Consider the following 15,864-nt stretch of genomic DNA (forward strand, 5'->3'; position numbering starts at 1 on the left):
GGCAACTAGCGCTTTAACACCTACTTTAAAAGGCGCTTCACAAGGAAGATAATGGTGATTAAATTATGTTGAAATTATATGCAAATGCAGTTTTTTACAAACCGAAAGCAACGCAAAAAAGCGAACACAACGCTCAAACCTCAGTACCCATTTTACCTAGTACAAATATAACAAAAACCGTAACAGTCTCTGCCGAGCACTGCCAAAAGTATAATCGTTTGTGCGAATGGCAGCCAAAAATAGCGTCATTGATTCACCCTAATTATATTCAAACCTTATCAATGCCATTACAGCTAAGCCTAATGGTTGAGCAGCCCTTTCCATTTAAACCCATTGGTGTGGTTCACATTGCCAACGAAATTGAAGTTAATCAATTACCAGAACAAGCCAGTACGCTTCGCTTGTTGTGCTATTTTGGAAAAGTTTACTTTCATAAAAGAGGCTGGTTGTTTGAAGTTATTACCCACGCTTTTGATACGAGCAATGCGTCAAATACGCCTGCGGTGGTTGCTACAAGTTACTATTTAGCCAGAGCAAAGCATGGGGCTGATACAGAGCATTTAGCGGCATGTGAGCCCCAGCTCCCGGCTTGGATAAGCAATGATATAAACGAAAACCAGACTAAAACAGCAGTGGGTAAAAAAACGCTTAAATTTGACAGCAACATTGGACGTAAATACGCGAAGATATCGGGTGACTACAATCCTATCCACTTATTTGCGAGTACAGCCAAATTTTTTGGTTTTAATAAAGCCATTGCCCACGGTATGTATTCCAAAGCGCGCGCAGCGTCATACACGCTATCTAGCATTGAAACGAGCACTAACATTCTTAGTAAGCCTTTCGTATTAAGATGCAGCTTTGTTCACGCGATATTTTTGCCGGCCAACACCCAATTAAACGTGTTCAACGTTAAGCAAAATAGTGAAGCGGGGCAAGGCGTGAATTTTAGTTTAGTGTCTATTCACAAGGGTGAACAAAAGCAACATTTAAGTGGAAGTATTCACACCATATAGTATGCAGCTCGAATTCTGAGCAAAGTTGACGATTGTTTTAATAGCGCGTAGTGTTGTTAATTATTTGTTAACTTGGTTTGCTGTATGACTCACGCTTCATTGTTCTCTACCCATATTGTTGAAAATCAGCCCGCAGAAATTTTGCCTTATAATTTATGGACACAAGACCCTTGCTTAAAAAGAGCGGTAGCTGAAAATGGTGGAGCATGGGCTGAGTTGGCACTTAGTGATTATGGAGAGGTGTGTGGTCATCACTTAATGGGCCACGGTGAGCTAGCTAATGAGCACAAACCAATTTTCAAGCCATTTGACCGATACGGCAGAAGAATTGATCATGTTGATTTTCACCCTAGTTATCATGTGTTGATGGAATCAGCTATGCATGCTCAAGTGCATAGTTTTTCTTGGCTAAATAAAGAAAAAGACGGTGCTCATGTGGCTAGAGCGGCATTGTTGTATATGCATTTTCAGGCCGATGGCGGTACCTCGTGCCCACTTACTATGACTCACGCTGCCGTAGCGGCACTTCAACATGGTTCTGAGGAAATACAGGCTTGGATAAAACCTTTAGTTGAAGGGCAATATGACAGCACGCAAGCGCCTGCAAAGCATAAAGCCGGCCTCACGTTTGGTATGGGAATGACAGAAAAGCAAGGGGGTTCAGATGTTCGAAAGAACACCACTTTTGCAACTCACAATGACGAAGGCTCGTATTCAATAGTGGGGCACAAGTTTTTCTTTTCAGCGCCTATGTGCGATGCGCATATTATTTTGGCGCAAACCGCGGGAGGCTTGAGTTGTTTTTTATTGCCTAGGGTATTAGAAAACGGTGAACTCAATAATGTGCGTATTCAGCGCCTAAAAGACAAACTAGGTGATTGGAGTAATGCATCTTCTGAGGTTGAGTTTTTAAATGCCAAGGCGCACTTATTAGGGCAAGAAGGGCGCGGCATAAACGTTATTATTGATATGGTGTCATTAACGCGTTTAGATTGCATGATTGGCTCAAGCGCCCTAATGCGGCAAGCTTGGGTGCAAGCATATCACCATGTGACGAATCGTGAAGCGTTCGGTAAAAAGTTAATAGACCAAGCACTTATGAAAAATGTAATGGCCGATTTAGCCCTTGAGCAACTTGCAAGCCTGGCGCTTACTATGCGCCTTGCCAAAGCAATAGATGAGTCAGGCAGTAATGAAAATGAAGCTCGGTTTGCTAGGTTAGCAACCGCAGTGGGTAAATATTGGATATGTAAGCGAGCGCCCGCATTTGCCAATGAAGCGCAAGAATGCTTAGGTGGCCTAGGCTATGTTGAAGAAAACCCTTTACCGCGCTTATATAGGCAAGCTCCCTTAAATTCTATATGGGAGGGAAGCGGTAATGTGCAGTGTTTGGATGTGCTAAGAACCATTCAAAAAGAACCCAGTGTGCTAGTGACTCTGTTTGACGAATTGCAGTTGGCAGCGGGTAAAAATTTGTATTTTGATGAGCACCTTAGCCGTTTGCGTAAAATGTATGAAGCGCAATCAACAGTGGAAATGCAAAGCCGTTTGATAGTCGAGAATACAGCTTTAGCCTTGCAAGCGTCTTTGCTGTTAAATGTGTGGCCAGCGCACATAGGAAGTGCTTTTTGTGATGCACGTCTTGCCAAAAACCAAGGGCTGGTTTTTGGCACATTAAGTGCCAATGCCCCTTTTGATGAAATTATTGCGAGCGCTGCGTTAAGCTTGTAAGTTAAATCGCTTAAATCAATAAAGTTCTGTGGGGCTATTGGTTTCTTTTTGTATAACTGTGGCCGTAGAATGCTCAAGCAAATCGGGGTAATCTAAATTGTAGTGCAGGCCACGGCTTTCTTTTCGCTTCATTGCGCACAGTACAATTAATTGCGCTACGCACACCAGGTTTCGAAGCTCAAGCATATTGTTACTGACTTTAAAGAATGAATAGTATTCGTCTATTTCCTGTTTCAGCAGGTTAATGCGTCGCATGGCTCGCTCTAAGCGTTTATCAGTGCGCACAATACCTACGTAATCCCACATAAACAAACGCAGCTCATGCCAGTTATGTTGAATAATAACCGCTTCATCTGAATCTATTACGCGGCTCTCATCCCAAGGGCGTATGGCTTCTTTGGTATGCGGGCGTTCTTTTGCTTGCATAATATGTTTTGCGCAGGCATGAGCAAATACTACGCATTCTAATAGCGAATTGCTGGCCATTCTATTTGCGCCGTGTAAACCTGTGCAAGCAACTTCTCCAATGGCATACACATTTTCTAAGTTAGTACGTGCATCTAGGTCAGTTTTTACACCACCACAGCTATAATGGGCAGCAGGTACAACGGGAATAGGCTGCTGAGTAATATCTATGCCTAGTGAGCGGCACTTTCGGTAAATATTAGGGAAGTGTTTAACAATAAAATCAGCCGGTTTATGGCTAATATCCAAGTACATGCAATCTTCACCTAGGCGTTTCATCTCATAATCAATGGCGCGAGCCACAATGTCACGGGGGGCTAAATCAGCTCTTTCATCAAACTTTTTCATAAACGCTGTGCCATCTTTATGGCAGAGTATTGCACCTTCACCACGAAGCGCTTCGCTTATCAGAAAATTACCAGCGTCAGGGTGATACAAACAAGTAGGATGAAACTGATTAAATTCCATGTTTGCAATTTCACAGCCAGCACGCCATGCCATTGCTATACCGTCGCCACTTGAAACATCAGGGTTAGAGGTATATTGGTAAACCTTGCTTCCGCCGCCGGTGGCAAGTGCAATAAAGCGCGCCTTTATGACTTCTACGCGCTCTTTTTTACGATTCCATACATAAGCCCCTACACAACTTGAATCAGCTTTGTGCGTCTTAATTAGGTCAATGGCGTTATAGCGTTCAAACAGGTGAATATTGGGGTGTTGTTTTACGCTGTCTGACAACGTGGTTTGAACGGCTTCGCCAGTGGCATCAGCGGCGTGTAATATACGCCTATGAGAATGGCCACCTTCGCGTGTTAAATGAAATTTTTTGTTGCCTTGTGGGTCAACTTCTTGGTCAAACGGTACCCCTTTACCAATTAACCATTCCATACTTGTTTTAGCATTTTCGGCAGTGTATCTAACTACCTTTTCATCACACAGCCCAGCACCCGCGGTGAGGGTATCTTGAATGTGACTTTCTATTGAATCGCTGCTATCAAACACGGCGGCTATGCCGCCTTGTGCGTATCGAGTGCTACCTTCGTCCATATCGCTTTTGCTTAACACAATAACGTTGCAGCTGTCGGCAACGTTAAGAGCTAGGCTAAGTCCGGCGGCACCGCTGCCAACAACTAATAAATCGCATGTGTGTTCAATTGCTTGAGTCATTATATTTGAAAATACTCTGGGAGAATGTGAGACAATGTGTAGTATATTTTAAACTTTGTACATAAAAATACTAGGTTTGGACTTTTTTTCTTATAAAAAAGCAATAAAATCGAACTTATTTGAAAAACACCAGTCAATAATAGCAACTTGCCCGCAGCCATGACGGTAGTAGCTGATAGGAGAAATGGCATTAATGAGCGAGCAGATAACCGATCAAGAACTAGTTAAACAGGTACAAAGCGGAAATAAAAACGCGTTTAACCTGTTAGTAGTAAGACATCAAAATAAAGTGATGAACATAGTGTCGCGCTATGTGAAAAATTCAGGTGACGTAGCTGATGTTACGCAAGAGGCGTTTATAAAAGCTTACAGAGCGTTGCCGAATTTTAGGGGAGAAAGTGCGTTTTATACTTGGCTGTATAGAATAGCCGTGAACAGCGCGAAGAATTATTTAACCTCGCAGGGTCGAAAACCACCCGCGAGTGATGTAGACGCCCAAGAGGCAGATTTTTATGATGGTAGCGATGCTTTACGAGAAAATGCTTCTCCTGAAAGAACGCTTCTGTCAGATGAGTTGCAAGCGAAGTTGTTTGCCACAATTGAAAATTTACCCGAAGATTTACGTGCGGCCATAACCCTGCGTGAAATAGAAGGTTTAAGTTACGAAGAAATAGCTGCGGTAATGGAATGCCCAGTGGGAACCGTGCGTTCTCGAATATTTAGAGCAAGGGAAGCGATTGACAAGGTCATAGTACCTTTGATAGAAAACTAATTGAAATGCAAGTTTCACTATTTTTAAATACGAAGATCACGTTATGATCAGGATTCTAGGTGTATGACACAAGAGTATGAAAATGTATCGGCCATGGTAGATGGTGAAGAGCTTCATGGTTCTGCAGGTAAAGAGCTAGCGAAGAGCATCATTGATGATCCGGTACTAAAAGCGAAGTGGCGCAGTTACCATTTGACTCGTGATTTACTACGAAATGATATGTCGCAAGACTTGCAATTCGATATTAGCGATAAAGTGGCCGAAGCATTGAAAGATGAGTTGCCTATTATTGCGCCTAAGTCTACTTGGAGAGAATTGCCAGTAGTATCAGCGGTTCTTCCAATTATGCGTCAAAGTGGTCAGTTGGCTATGGTAGCATGTGTTACTGCTATGGTTATTTTCGGTTATCAAACTTATAATCAACCAGAAGTTAGCACGCCATTTGATACAGCACCGGCTTTAATTGGCCCACAAGGTGGAATGGCACCGGTTAGTTTGCAACGTACTAATAATGTTGAACAAGATCGCATGACTCAACTATTAGAGCAAAGACGCCGCATAAACACATTGATTCAAGATCATGAACGCCAACTTCGTTTGAAAAACATAGCGGTGGGTGCATCATCACAAAACAGTGATGAATCTTCTGATAGTGAAGTAGATGAAAAAAATTCACCTAAACAGTAAGGTATAGCTAAGGTGAGCAAATAAACGTTTATTATGCAAAATATAAAATGTGATACACAAGCGCTAAGGATTCTAACTTTAGCGCTTGTTTTATTTTTAGGGTGCTTCAAAGCGCAGGCGAGTTATTTGGTGCTTGAGCAAACTGCCAATGACGAAACTCAAAGGCAAGGTGTGGCTTCTGCTGAACCCGAGCTTGCCTTGCCTGACCCACTAGCAGGCTTTGATGAAACCTCTGCATATGCTTGGATGCTCAGGCTTGCAAAAGCGGTGAATGAACAGTCTTATGAAATTAGCTACGTGGTATCAGAAGACAGCAGAGAAACCTTACCTTACTTGTGGCGTCATGCCATTTTAGAAAACGGTGATGAAGCTGAGCAGCTTAGTTTATTGAACGGGCCCGGGTTTGAGCGCATTAGAGTAAATACCAAATTAAGTATGTTCGAGCCCGGTTACACACCTTACAGCGTGCGTTCAGCTCATATAGACGGCCCAATTCCATTAGCTTTCCTTAATTCTCCGAATATTCTTTTAGATAGTTATGAAACCTTGCTTATGGGGCGTGACAGGGTTTCAGGGCGTATGGCGCAGCAAATTCGCGTAGTAAGTAAAGATAAAACCCGTTACGGCTACTATTTATGGTTAGATGAGCAAACTGGTTTGTTACTTAAATTGAACATGTACAGCACTGAAAATCGATTACTCAAACAAATTCAAGTAACAGAGTTAAACGTAAATGATGATGTAAAACTCTATTTTTCTAATTTACAAAAAGATCAGCTGCCCCCTATATCGGTGCCGAATGCGGAAACGCAAACTGACTTTTCTTGGACGGTAAGTTACTTGCCCGAAGGAATGGTGCCGGTGAAGACAAAGCTGCATCGTTTGGCCACTACCGGCGAACCCGCGGAATATATGATGTTAAGTGACGGCTTAATTGATGTGTCGGTGTATGTAATGAATGACAATAACGTGATTCAAGATGATTTGAGTATTAGCTCAAATGCGACCTCTTTTGTCTCTATTTCAAATGGCCAAGTACAAGTTACTGTAGTGGGCGACATCCCCGTTAGCACCGCCAACAAAATTGCGGATTCAATTGTTCTTATAGGTAATCCGAAATGATTGAAGAAATGGGTACTGTAGTGGCTGTAGAAGATAATTATGCATGGATTGAAACCCAAGTAAAAACAACATGCTCTAGTTGCAAAGCCAGTGATTCGTGCCCCACAAGTACGGTCGCAAAAGCCTTTAGCCCAAAACCTGAGCATATTAAGCTTGCGGTGCCTTGTGCTTTGGTAGTGGGCCAACAAGTAAAAATTGGCATTACCGAAAATGCGCTATTACGGGCATCAGCCATGGTTTACATAATGCCCCTAATGCTTGCTATGTTAGCGCTTTTTATTTTACATGTAGCCGCGCCGCAAATTCACGAACTGCTCGCATTGTTAGTGGCTATGTTTGCTGCATTGGGCGGTTTTTGGTGGGCGTCTCGCTATGCGAAAGCAGACTGCCATCAGGCTAAGTTTGCGCCTGTATTTTTGGGCGCTACCCAGCAAGCGGTTAAAACCGCGAAGCACGAAATCCCCATTCATAAACTCGATTTATAAGCTTAAATGACACAATTTGTAACATCATAGGCACAGCCCTTGCGGCAACTTTATTAAATTATTTGCGGTCAAAGCTGTGTTATTATGTTTGATTTGTCGCAATTTGGCGCACAAAGCGGTAATATCCGCGTATTTTCCTTAGCACAATCCCTTGGCATTTTGCCATATTATTAGGTACGTCTTTTTATATGCAACTAAAGAACATTCGCAATTTCAGTATTATTGCTCATATCGACCACGGTAAATCTACTTTATCAGATCGCCTTATTCAAGAGTGCGGCGGCTTGACTAACCGTGAGATGGCTGAACAAGTCCTTGACTCAATGGATATTGAAAGAGAGCGTGGCATAACCATCAAGGCCCAAAGCGTTACCTTGTTATACAAAGCAAAAGACGAAGAAGTATATCAATTAAATTTCATTGATACGCCAGGACACGTTGACTTCACTTACGAAGTATCACGTTCATTGGCAGCCTGTGAAGGGGCTTTATTAGTAGTGGATGCAGGGCAAGGCGTTGAGGCGCAAACATTGGCGAATTGCTACACAGCAATAGATCTTGATATGGAAGTTGTGCCAATTTTGAATAAAATTGACTTGCCACAGGCAGAACCAGATCGCGTAGCGGAAGAAATTGAAGATATAGTGGGGATTGATGCGGTAGACGCGGTTCGCTGTTCAGCAAAAACCGGCGTAGGCATTATTGATGTGCTAGAAGTTATCGTAAAACAGATTCCACCCCCCATGGGTGACCCTGAGGCTCCCCTTGAAGCTCTAATTATTGACTCTTGGTTTGACAACTACCAAGGCGTTGTATCCTTGGTGCGAATTGTAAATGGCCAGCTGAACACAAAAGAAAAAATTAAAATTATGTCAACGGGCACGATCCACCAAGCTGATAAAATAGGTGTGTTTACCCCTAAACAAACTGAAAAATCTATTCTTAATACCGGCGAAGTGGGCTTTATTATTGCGGGCATAAAAGAAATTCATGGTGCGCCGGTGGGTGACACAATTACCACTGCCCGAAACCCAGTTGAAAAAGCCTTGCCAGGTTTTAAAAAGATTAAGCCACAGGTATATGCCGGTTTGTTCCCAGTCAGTTCTGATGACTATGAAGATTTTCGTGATGCCTTGGCTAAATTAAGTTTAAATGACGCATCACTATTTTATGAGCCAGAAAGCTCAACCGCACTGGGCTTTGGCTTCAGAATTGGCTTCTTAGGCATGCTTCACATGGAAATTATTCAAGAACGCTTAGAGCGCGAATATGACCTAGATTTAATCACTACGGCACCTACCGTGGTGTATGAAGTGAAAACAACTAAGGGTGAAGTAATGAAGGTGGATAGCCCATCAAAATTACCCGCCATTAATGACATAGAAGAAATTAGAGAGCCTATAGTTACCGCTAATATTTTGGTTCCGCAAGAGTACTTAGGAAATGTTATTACACTGTGTGTTGAAAAGCGCGGCATGCAAACCAGCATGGTTTACCATGGTAAGCAAGTCGCCGTAACTTACGATTTGCCAATGGCAGAAGTGGTGCTTGATTTCTTTGATAGACTTAAATCAACAAGCCGAGGCTTTGCTTCACTTGATTACAACTTTACACGCTTTGAATCGGCTGACATGGTGCGCCTTGATATTCTTATTAACACCGAGCGTGTTGATGCCCTAGCGATTATTACGCATAAAGATAATGCAGCGTATCGTGGACGCGACTTAGTTGAAAAGCTAAAAGAGCTGATTCCGCGCCAAATGTTCGATATTGCAATACAGGCGGCAATTGGTAATCATGTTATTGCACGAAGTACCGTTAAACAACTACGTAAAAACGTAATAGCAAAATGTTATGGCGGTGATGTAAGCCGTAAGAAGAAACTCTTACAAAAACAAAAAGAAGGTAAGAAGCGTATGAAGCAAGTAGGTAATGTTGAACTGCCTCAAGATGCCTTCTTAGCCATTTTAAAGGTAGATAGTTAATGGCAAATTATTTTTCGATTTTATTGGTAGCAGTAAGCGCAATAACAGGCCTTGTTTGGTTAATATATGCTTTATTTGTAGCGCCTAAAAAGGAAGCGGGTGAAGCAAGCTTAGCCACAAATGAAGGGGCGAGCGCGCAATTTAATGAGTCCGCTGAAGAAATGCCGGCGCTTGTTGATTTCTGTAAGCAAATGTTCCCCATTTTCTTTGGTGTTATGGTGTTTCGTTCATTTATTTATGAGCCATTTCAAATACCATCAGGCTCTATGTTTCCAACGCTTTTAGTGGGCGATTTTTTGCTGGTAGAAAAATTTGCATACAGCTTGAAAGACCCAGTAGCAAGAAACGAAATTATTAAAACCGGTGATGTTAAGCGCGGTGAGGTGATTGTATTTAAATACCCTGATGACCCACGTGTTGATTACATTAAGCGTGTTGTTGGCCTACCTGGCGATACAATTATTTACCAAAACAAACAAATATTTATTCAAAGCCCTTGTATTCAAGGGATGCCGTGTGATCCCCCTCGTCCAATGGGATTAAAATCTTTAGGAAAAGCTAATCCAGAAGTGCATGGCGCAGCGTATAACTTATTTACTGAGTACTTAGATGACGTAGAGCACCAAATTTTACGTAACCCAAATGCTGATCGTCGCCGCCCTGCAAAGTATGTTGTACCTGAAGGTCATTATATGGTGTTTGGTGACAACCGCGACAATTCATTAGATAGCCGCGCATGGGGTTATGTACCTGAAGAGAACATTGTGGGGAAAGCGGTATTTGTGTGGATGAGTTTTGAGTTTGAACGAGAAGAGTCAGATTTTTTACCTACATTCATTCCAAGCGGTGTGCGCTTTGACCGCATAGGCACAATACAGTAAAAGGGGAATATATTTCCTTTAAAGTAAACAGAGGTACGGGTTGATTAATCCACATATTAAATTGCTTAAGCAAATAGATTATCAATTTAAAGATGATGCGCTTCTCAAACAAGCGCTCACCCACCGAAGTGCGTCTAAAAAACACAACGAGCGTTTGGAATTTTTAGGCGATGCTGTACTTGGCCTAGTAATAGCGCAACGAGTCTACGAAAAATTTCCTGATTTACCAGAAGGTAAACTAACGCGAATGCGTTCAAATTTGGTTAAAGGTGAAACTCTTGCCAAGGTTGCACGAGAGCTCGATTTAGGCGGCTTGATCAAATTAGGCCCCGGCGAACTAAAAAGTGGCGGGCATCGTCGTGATTCTATTTTAGCTGATGCCGTAGAAGCCATTATTGGTGCAATATATTTAGATTCAGGCCTTGAAAGTGCTACAGCAACTATTGATAAGCTGTTTGCTGAACGAATCACTAAATTAGATCCCAAAGTTCAAATAAAAGATAACAAAACACAATTGCAAGAATACTTACAATCTCGTCAAATGGCGTTACCCGATTATCAAGTAAGCAATATTTCGGGCAAGGACCACGCTCAAACCTTCACAGTAATATGTGACGTACCCGCACTAAAACTACAGCAAAGTGGCGAAGGCAGAAGCCGCCGTATTGCAGAGCAAGAAGCTGCAAAGTTAGTGCTAGAGAAGATAAAAAATGACTGAACAATTTTGTGGCATGATAGCCATAGTAGGGCGACCTAACGTAGGTAAATCTACAATATTAAATAGAATACTCGGGCAAAAGGTAAGCATTACCTCGCGCAAGCCTCAAACCACTCGCCATAGAATTATGGGTATTGATACCCTAGATAATCGACAAGCAGTATACGTAGATACGCCAGGGCTTCACGCTGACGAACGCCGAGCAATAAACCGTTTAATGAACAAAGCGGCCGCAAGTTCGTTTGCCGATGTTAACCTAGTATTGTTTGTGGTTGAGGGTACGCGCTGGACTGACGATGACGACTTAGTGCTTGATAAAATAAAACAATCGGGCAAAGAATGTTGGTTGGTAGTCAACAAAATTGACAAAGTGCCTGAACAAGGTGAGTTACTTGATTGCTTAAAAAGATTGCACGGTTTACATACATTTAAACATGTATTGCCTATTTCAGCTAAGCAAGGAAAGCAAGTAGACAACTTGCGCCAGCTCATTTTCTCACAACTACCGCCAAGTGATTTTTATTTCCCAGAAGAATACGTGACTGACCGCTCAAGCCGTTTTATGGCGGCTGAAATTATTCGCGAAAAATTAATGCGCTTTACCGGTGATGAATTACCTTATTCTGTTACTGTTGAAATAGAGCAATTTAAATTAACGTCAAGCGGTGTATACCACATTCACGGCCTAATTTTAGTTGAGCGCGCCAGTCAAAAGCCCATGATTATTGGGAAAAATGGTTCGCATATTAAAACCATGGGCGCAGAAGCTAGAAAAGACATGGAAGCCTTGTTTGATAATAAGGTATTTTTGGAGCTGTGGGTGAAAGTGAAATCTGGCTGGGCAGATGACGAACGAGCATTAAGATCCCTAGGTTACGAGGAAGATTATCGATGAAACCCTTGCAGGATTTTCGTAAGGAATACACGCGCGGCCGCCTAGATACTGAAGCGCTTAAGGCGAATCCCATGGATTTGTTTAAGCAATGGCTTGATGATGCGATTAAAGCTGAACTACCCGATCCTAACGCGATGACGGTAGCCACCGTAGATGAAACAGGGCAGCCTAGCCAACGTATTGTTTTGCTAAAAGATGTGAGTGACGAAGGCTTTGTTTTCTATACCAATTTAGGAAGCAGAAAGGCCAAAGAATTGGCCCACAATAGTAAGATTAGCTTACATTTTCCTTGGTATTTTTTAGAACGACAAGTACGAGTGTGTGGTACGGCAAGTTTGTTGTCTCGCAAAGATGTTGCCCGTTATTTTTTCTCACGCCCGAAAGATAGTCAACTAGGCGCCTGGGCTTCAAAACAGAGCCAAGTTATTTCTACCCGTCAGTTATTGCTTACTCAGTTTAAGCAAATGAAAGAAAAGTTTGCACACGGAGAAATTCCTGTGCCTGACTTTTGGGGAGGATATATTGTTAGGCCGCATCAGATTGAGTTTTGGCAGGGCGGTGAGCACCGCTTGCATGACCGTTTTGAATACAACAAAAACGATAACAACGAATGGAGCACCGCTCGCTTAATGCCTTAGCTTAAGTGACTTGCTTTTATATTCGTAAATGAAATGGCAATAAGGGTGAATGAGTATGATAGACAGTCATTGCCATTTCGATTTAAGCGCATTTGATAACAAACGTAACAACACTCTGATTGAATGCGCAAAAGCAGGCGTGACCCGTTTGCTAGTTCCCGGTTTAAGTATTGCACAATTTCCTAAGCTCATTGAATTGAGTGAAGAACGTCAGCGAACTAGCAAAGCAGAACAAGAAAATTTCCCTCAATTAGCACTTCCTCATATTGATATAGCCTTAGGTTTACACCCCTATTTTATGGGAGAGTTAAATAATAACGAACTTCACCATCAGCATAAGCAGTTATTGGAGTTAGGCGCAAAGTACAAAGACAAAATTGTGGCAGTGGGTGAATGCGGTTTAGATGCTAGCTTGGCTTTACCAATGGGCTATCAAGAACACGTGTTCAAGCAACAAATTGAGCTTGCACAATCGTTAAATAAACCGCTTATTGTGCATCATAGAAAGTCGCACAACGAGCTTATTCGCTTAATAAAGAACGCTAGGTTTAAACAGGGCGGTGTTATCCATGCATTCAGCGGCAGTGAGCATATTGCTAACACCTATATTGATTTAGGTTTTAAATTAGGCGTGGGGGGCACCATAACATATGAACGAGCCGTGAAAACGCGCCATACTATTTCGCAAACCCCAATTGAGCACCTTTTGCTTGAAACTGATGCGCCCGACATGCCAATACAAGGCTATCAAGGACAAATGAATACACCCGCAAGGCTGCCTCTTGTTGCAAGTGCTCTGGCGTGTTTACAAGGCTGTGAGGTTAGCGAAGTGGTTTCTCAAACTACCATCAACTATTCAAATACTTTTTTAGCCACCGAGGCAAACTAAGTATCGTTTACCAACTTACCGGATCGACTCGGTAAAATATAGACAACTGCTCATAAAGCTTAGGTTCTTCGCGATGAAGCTCACGAGACTTTTCAAAAAAGACTTCGCTTGCCACGGCAAAAAATTCCGCAGGATTTGTCGCGCCGTAATAATCAAATATTGACGGCGAATTATAATGGGCTTCGCGCTGCAGTTTTTCAAAGCCCTGAGACAACACACTTGACCATGTTTGGTAGTTTTGGTCTTTTCCAAGAATAGGCGCACCATTGGCATGTCCATCTTCTTGGTCAAGTTGATGAGCAAATTCATGGATCACAACGTTGTGCCCGTCTTTAACATCACGCGCGCCTTCAACCGTATCTTGCCATGACAACACTACCTTGCCATATCCCCATGATTCTCCAGCCATGGCTAACTGCTGGCTTTCTTCTGTACCATTTGCGTGCATGGTGCTGTGCTGTTTAGTAAAAGCCCTAGGATAAATCAAAATGGTACGTAACTTAGGGTAGTAGTCGGTCTTTCTGTTTAGCAATAACAAGCATGCTTGCGCCGCAATAGTCACTTTAATTTCATCATTAATTTGCACGCCATTAATACCAATAAAACGCTTTTCAGCAATAAACACTTGAATATGTTGCTTCAGCTGTAGCTGTAAATGGGCTGGCATATTTCGAAAATAGGGCATACGCCTTTGTAAAATTTCACGCCATGGCTTTGTGAATACGCGTTTTTTCACCTTGCTGCGTTTGTATTCTCGCCAGTATGGCTTGCCTAAAATAAGCGTAATAATAACAATAGCGATAAATATGGGGATAAGGTATGTGTGCATTAGGTGTGCAAAAACTTACAATAAATGAGACTGTATAAGATCTTGGTGCGCAGGCGATTAAATCAAGGGGAAAGAGGCGAATTTAGACGCCACTCTATCGTCTTCGGCGTGGTTTTCTATTATCTTTGCCAGAAAGTGCTTTGTTTCTTAATGATTTTTTTGATGGCTTGCGTTTGTTTTGTTCTTGCTCAATCGCATCTTGTGAAGGTTCAAAACCCTCTAACCATTGGGGCATAAAATTTATGCCAAGCAATTTTTCAATGTCTTTTAATAAATATTGTTCTTTGCTTGCTACCAACGATACCGCTAAGCCCGCCGCGCCAGCACGGCCAGTTCTTCCTATTCTATGGATATAGTCTTCAGCGTTATAGGGAAGTTCATGGTTTACCACATATTCAAGCTGTTCAATATCAATCCCTCGTGCGGCAACGTCGGTGGCAACTAAAGCACGTATTTTTCTCTCTTTAAAATCAGCTAACACACGCTCTCGAGCGCCTTGTGATTTATCACCGTGAATAGATTGCGCAGTGATACCGTCTTTCTTCATTTCTTTAGCAAGTTCGTCAGCCCCTATTTTAGTGCGCGTAAACACTAAAACCTGATGCCAATTTCTTGAGCCAATTAAATAAGACAAGGCCGCACTTTTTTGGGCTTTATCAACTTGATAAATAGTTTGTTCGACTTTATCAGCGCTAGCGTTGCGGTTATCAACTTCAACAAGCTTTGCCTTGGTCATAAACAGATTGCTAAACCCGGTGATTTCCTTATTTAAGGTCGCTGAAAATAAAAGCGTTTGTTTATTTTGCGGTAAGTAAGGCAATATGCGCTTTATATCAGGCATAAAGCCCATGTCGAGCATTCTGTCGGCCTCATCAAGTACCCACGCTTTGACATCATCTAAATGAATAAGTTGCTTAAAAAGCAGCTCAAGCAACCTTCCTGGTGTGGCAACGAGTACCTCGCAACCAGCGCTTAGCTTTTCAATTTGCGGATTGATACTTGCACCGCCATATGTCGCCACGCATTGTATAGACGAGCCTGTACTATATTCTACAAAACTGGAATGTACCTGTTGCGCAAGCTCCCGTGTGGGGGTTAATACCAATACTTTAATGCCAGGGAGGGGATGGTTATCAGCGTTTGTAATAAGGTCATGCAATAACGGCAATGCAAAGGCTGCCGTTTTACCCGTGCCCGTTTGTGCACCCGCCATAATGTCATGCTTGTTCATCACTAGCGGGATAGCTGCAGTCTGAATAGGTGTTGGCGTGTTGTAAGCTTTTTTGTGCAGAGCACTAAGGAGCTTAGGGTGCAAACCTAATGACTGAAACGACATGGTAATACTCACTTACATTAGCTAGAAAAAAACGCGCCAAGTATATCATTTATGACCAATAGGGCTAGTTGTATTCGTTTAGAGTAAGCGTGCTAACGGTTTTTTTTACTGCCTGTTTTATAAACAATTCGTGATAGAGTGAAGTATTGTGCAGAAAAACGCCAATTAGTTTCGCCTAACGGGCCAAAATACTGTATATTCCGCCCTCATTTTTTAACTGTAGCTTGGTTTTTTGCTTTATTATTCAC

The 15,864-nt window shown here is 42.3% G+C and carries 15 protein-coding genes; 12 read left to right on the top strand and 3 right to left on the bottom strand.

What is annotated here, in order from left to right; genetic code table 11:
* Positions 1–65: 65 nt before the first annotated feature.
* Both ACOI22_RS16480 and ACOI22_RS16485 read left to right on the top strand, forming a co-directional pair.
* A complete protein-coding gene (locus ACOI22_RS16480; RefSeq protein WP_420673229.1) occupies positions 66–1,016 on the top strand; it encodes a MaoC/PaaZ C-terminal domain-containing protein in 951 nt (316 codons plus the stop codon).
* A gap of 84 nt (positions 1,017–1,100) precedes the next feature.
* Positions 1,101–2,747 carry an acyl-CoA dehydrogenase family protein gene (locus ACOI22_RS16485; RefSeq protein ID WP_420673230.1) on the top strand — a complete coding sequence of 549 codons (1,647 nt, stop codon included), beginning with the start codon at positions 1,101–1,103 and terminating at the stop codon, positions 2,745–2,747.
* Positions 2,748–2,762: 15 nt separating this feature from the next.
* On the opposite strand, the gene nadB is transcribed toward ACOI22_RS16485, so the two are convergent.
* Positions 2,763–4,379, bottom strand: coding sequence for an L-aspartate oxidase (nadB, locus tag ACOI22_RS16490; RefSeq protein ID WP_420673231.1), 1,617 nt, complete (start codon positions 4,377–4,379; stop codon positions 2,763–2,765).
* 193 nt (positions 4,380–4,572) lie between these two features.
* Here nadB and rpoE point away from each other — a divergent pair, with 193 nt between their 5' ends.
* From rpoE to ACOI22_RS16540, 10 genes are all read left to right on the top strand, one after another.
* Positions 4,573–5,151: an RNA polymerase sigma factor RpoE gene (gene rpoE / locus ACOI22_RS16495; RefSeq protein WP_420673232.1), complete on the top strand. Its 579-nt coding sequence runs from the start codon at positions 4,573–4,575 to the stop codon at positions 5,149–5,151.
* A 63-nt stretch (positions 5,152–5,214) separates the two neighbouring features.
* A complete protein-coding gene (locus ACOI22_RS16500) occupies positions 5,215–5,838 on the top strand; it encodes an RseA family anti-sigma factor (protein ID WP_420673233.1) in 624 nt (207 codons plus the stop codon).
* A 33-nt stretch (positions 5,839–5,871) separates the two neighbouring features.
* Positions 5,872–6,960 (top strand): MucB/RseB C-terminal domain-containing protein, encoded by a 1,089-nt coding sequence (locus ACOI22_RS16505; RefSeq protein WP_420673234.1) that lies wholly within the window; start codon positions 5,872–5,874, stop codon positions 6,958–6,960.
* Entirely contained in the window at positions 6,957–7,445 is a 489-nt protein-coding gene (locus ACOI22_RS16510; protein WP_420673235.1) for a SoxR reducing system RseC family protein, read from the top strand. Before ACOI22_RS16505 ends, ACOI22_RS16510 begins: the two co-directional genes overlap by 4 nt.
* Positions 7,446–7,633: 188 nt before the next feature.
* Positions 7,634–9,430, top strand: coding sequence for a translation elongation factor 4 (gene lepA, locus ACOI22_RS16515; RefSeq protein ID WP_420673236.1), 1,797 nt, complete (start codon positions 7,634–7,636; stop codon positions 9,428–9,430).
* Complete coding sequence (gene lepB / locus ACOI22_RS16520) at positions 9,430–10,311, top strand: signal peptidase I (protein ID WP_420673237.1); 882 nt, start codon at positions 9,430–9,432, stop codon at positions 10,309–10,311. The genes lepA and lepB overlap by 1 nt, the downstream gene beginning before the upstream one ends.
* A gap of 40 nt (positions 10,312–10,351) precedes the next feature.
* Positions 10,352–11,029 (top strand): ribonuclease III, encoded by a 678-nt coding sequence (gene rnc, locus ACOI22_RS16525; protein ID WP_420673238.1) that lies wholly within the window; start codon positions 10,352–10,354, stop codon positions 11,027–11,029.
* Positions 11,022–11,924, top strand: coding sequence for a GTPase Era (era, locus tag ACOI22_RS16530; protein WP_420673239.1), 903 nt, complete (start codon positions 11,022–11,024; stop codon positions 11,922–11,924). The genes rnc and era overlap by 8 nt, the downstream gene beginning before the upstream one ends.
* Positions 11,921–12,562 carry a pyridoxamine 5'-phosphate oxidase gene (gene pdxH, locus ACOI22_RS16535; protein WP_420673240.1) on the top strand — a complete coding sequence of 214 codons (642 nt, stop codon included), beginning with the start codon at positions 11,921–11,923 and terminating at the stop codon, positions 12,560–12,562. Before era ends, pdxH begins: the two co-directional genes overlap by 4 nt.
* Positions 12,563–12,617: 55 nt before the next feature.
* Entirely contained in the window at positions 12,618–13,451 is an 834-nt protein-coding gene (locus tag ACOI22_RS16540) for a TatD family hydrolase (RefSeq protein ID WP_420673241.1), read from the top strand.
* 7 nt (positions 13,452–13,458) lie between these two features.
* Here ACOI22_RS16540 and ACOI22_RS16545 read toward each other — a convergent pair whose 3' ends face one another.
* Both ACOI22_RS16545 and ACOI22_RS16550 read right to left on the bottom strand, forming a co-directional pair.
* Positions 13,459–14,280 (bottom strand): zinc-dependent peptidase, encoded by an 822-nt coding sequence (locus ACOI22_RS16545; RefSeq protein WP_420673242.1) that lies wholly within the window; start codon positions 14,278–14,280, stop codon positions 13,459–13,461.
* A gap of 94 nt (positions 14,281–14,374) precedes the next feature.
* A complete protein-coding gene (locus ACOI22_RS16550) occupies positions 14,375–15,616 on the bottom strand; it encodes a DEAD/DEAH box helicase (RefSeq protein WP_420673243.1) in 1,242 nt (413 codons plus the stop codon).
* Positions 15,617–15,864 lie beyond the last annotated feature (248 nt).

Origin of the sequence: Glaciecola sp. 2405UD65-10, from assembly GCF_048820975.1 — a bacterium.
Taxonomy (GTDB): Bacteria; Pseudomonadota; Gammaproteobacteria; order Enterobacterales; family Alteromonadaceae; genus Glaciecola.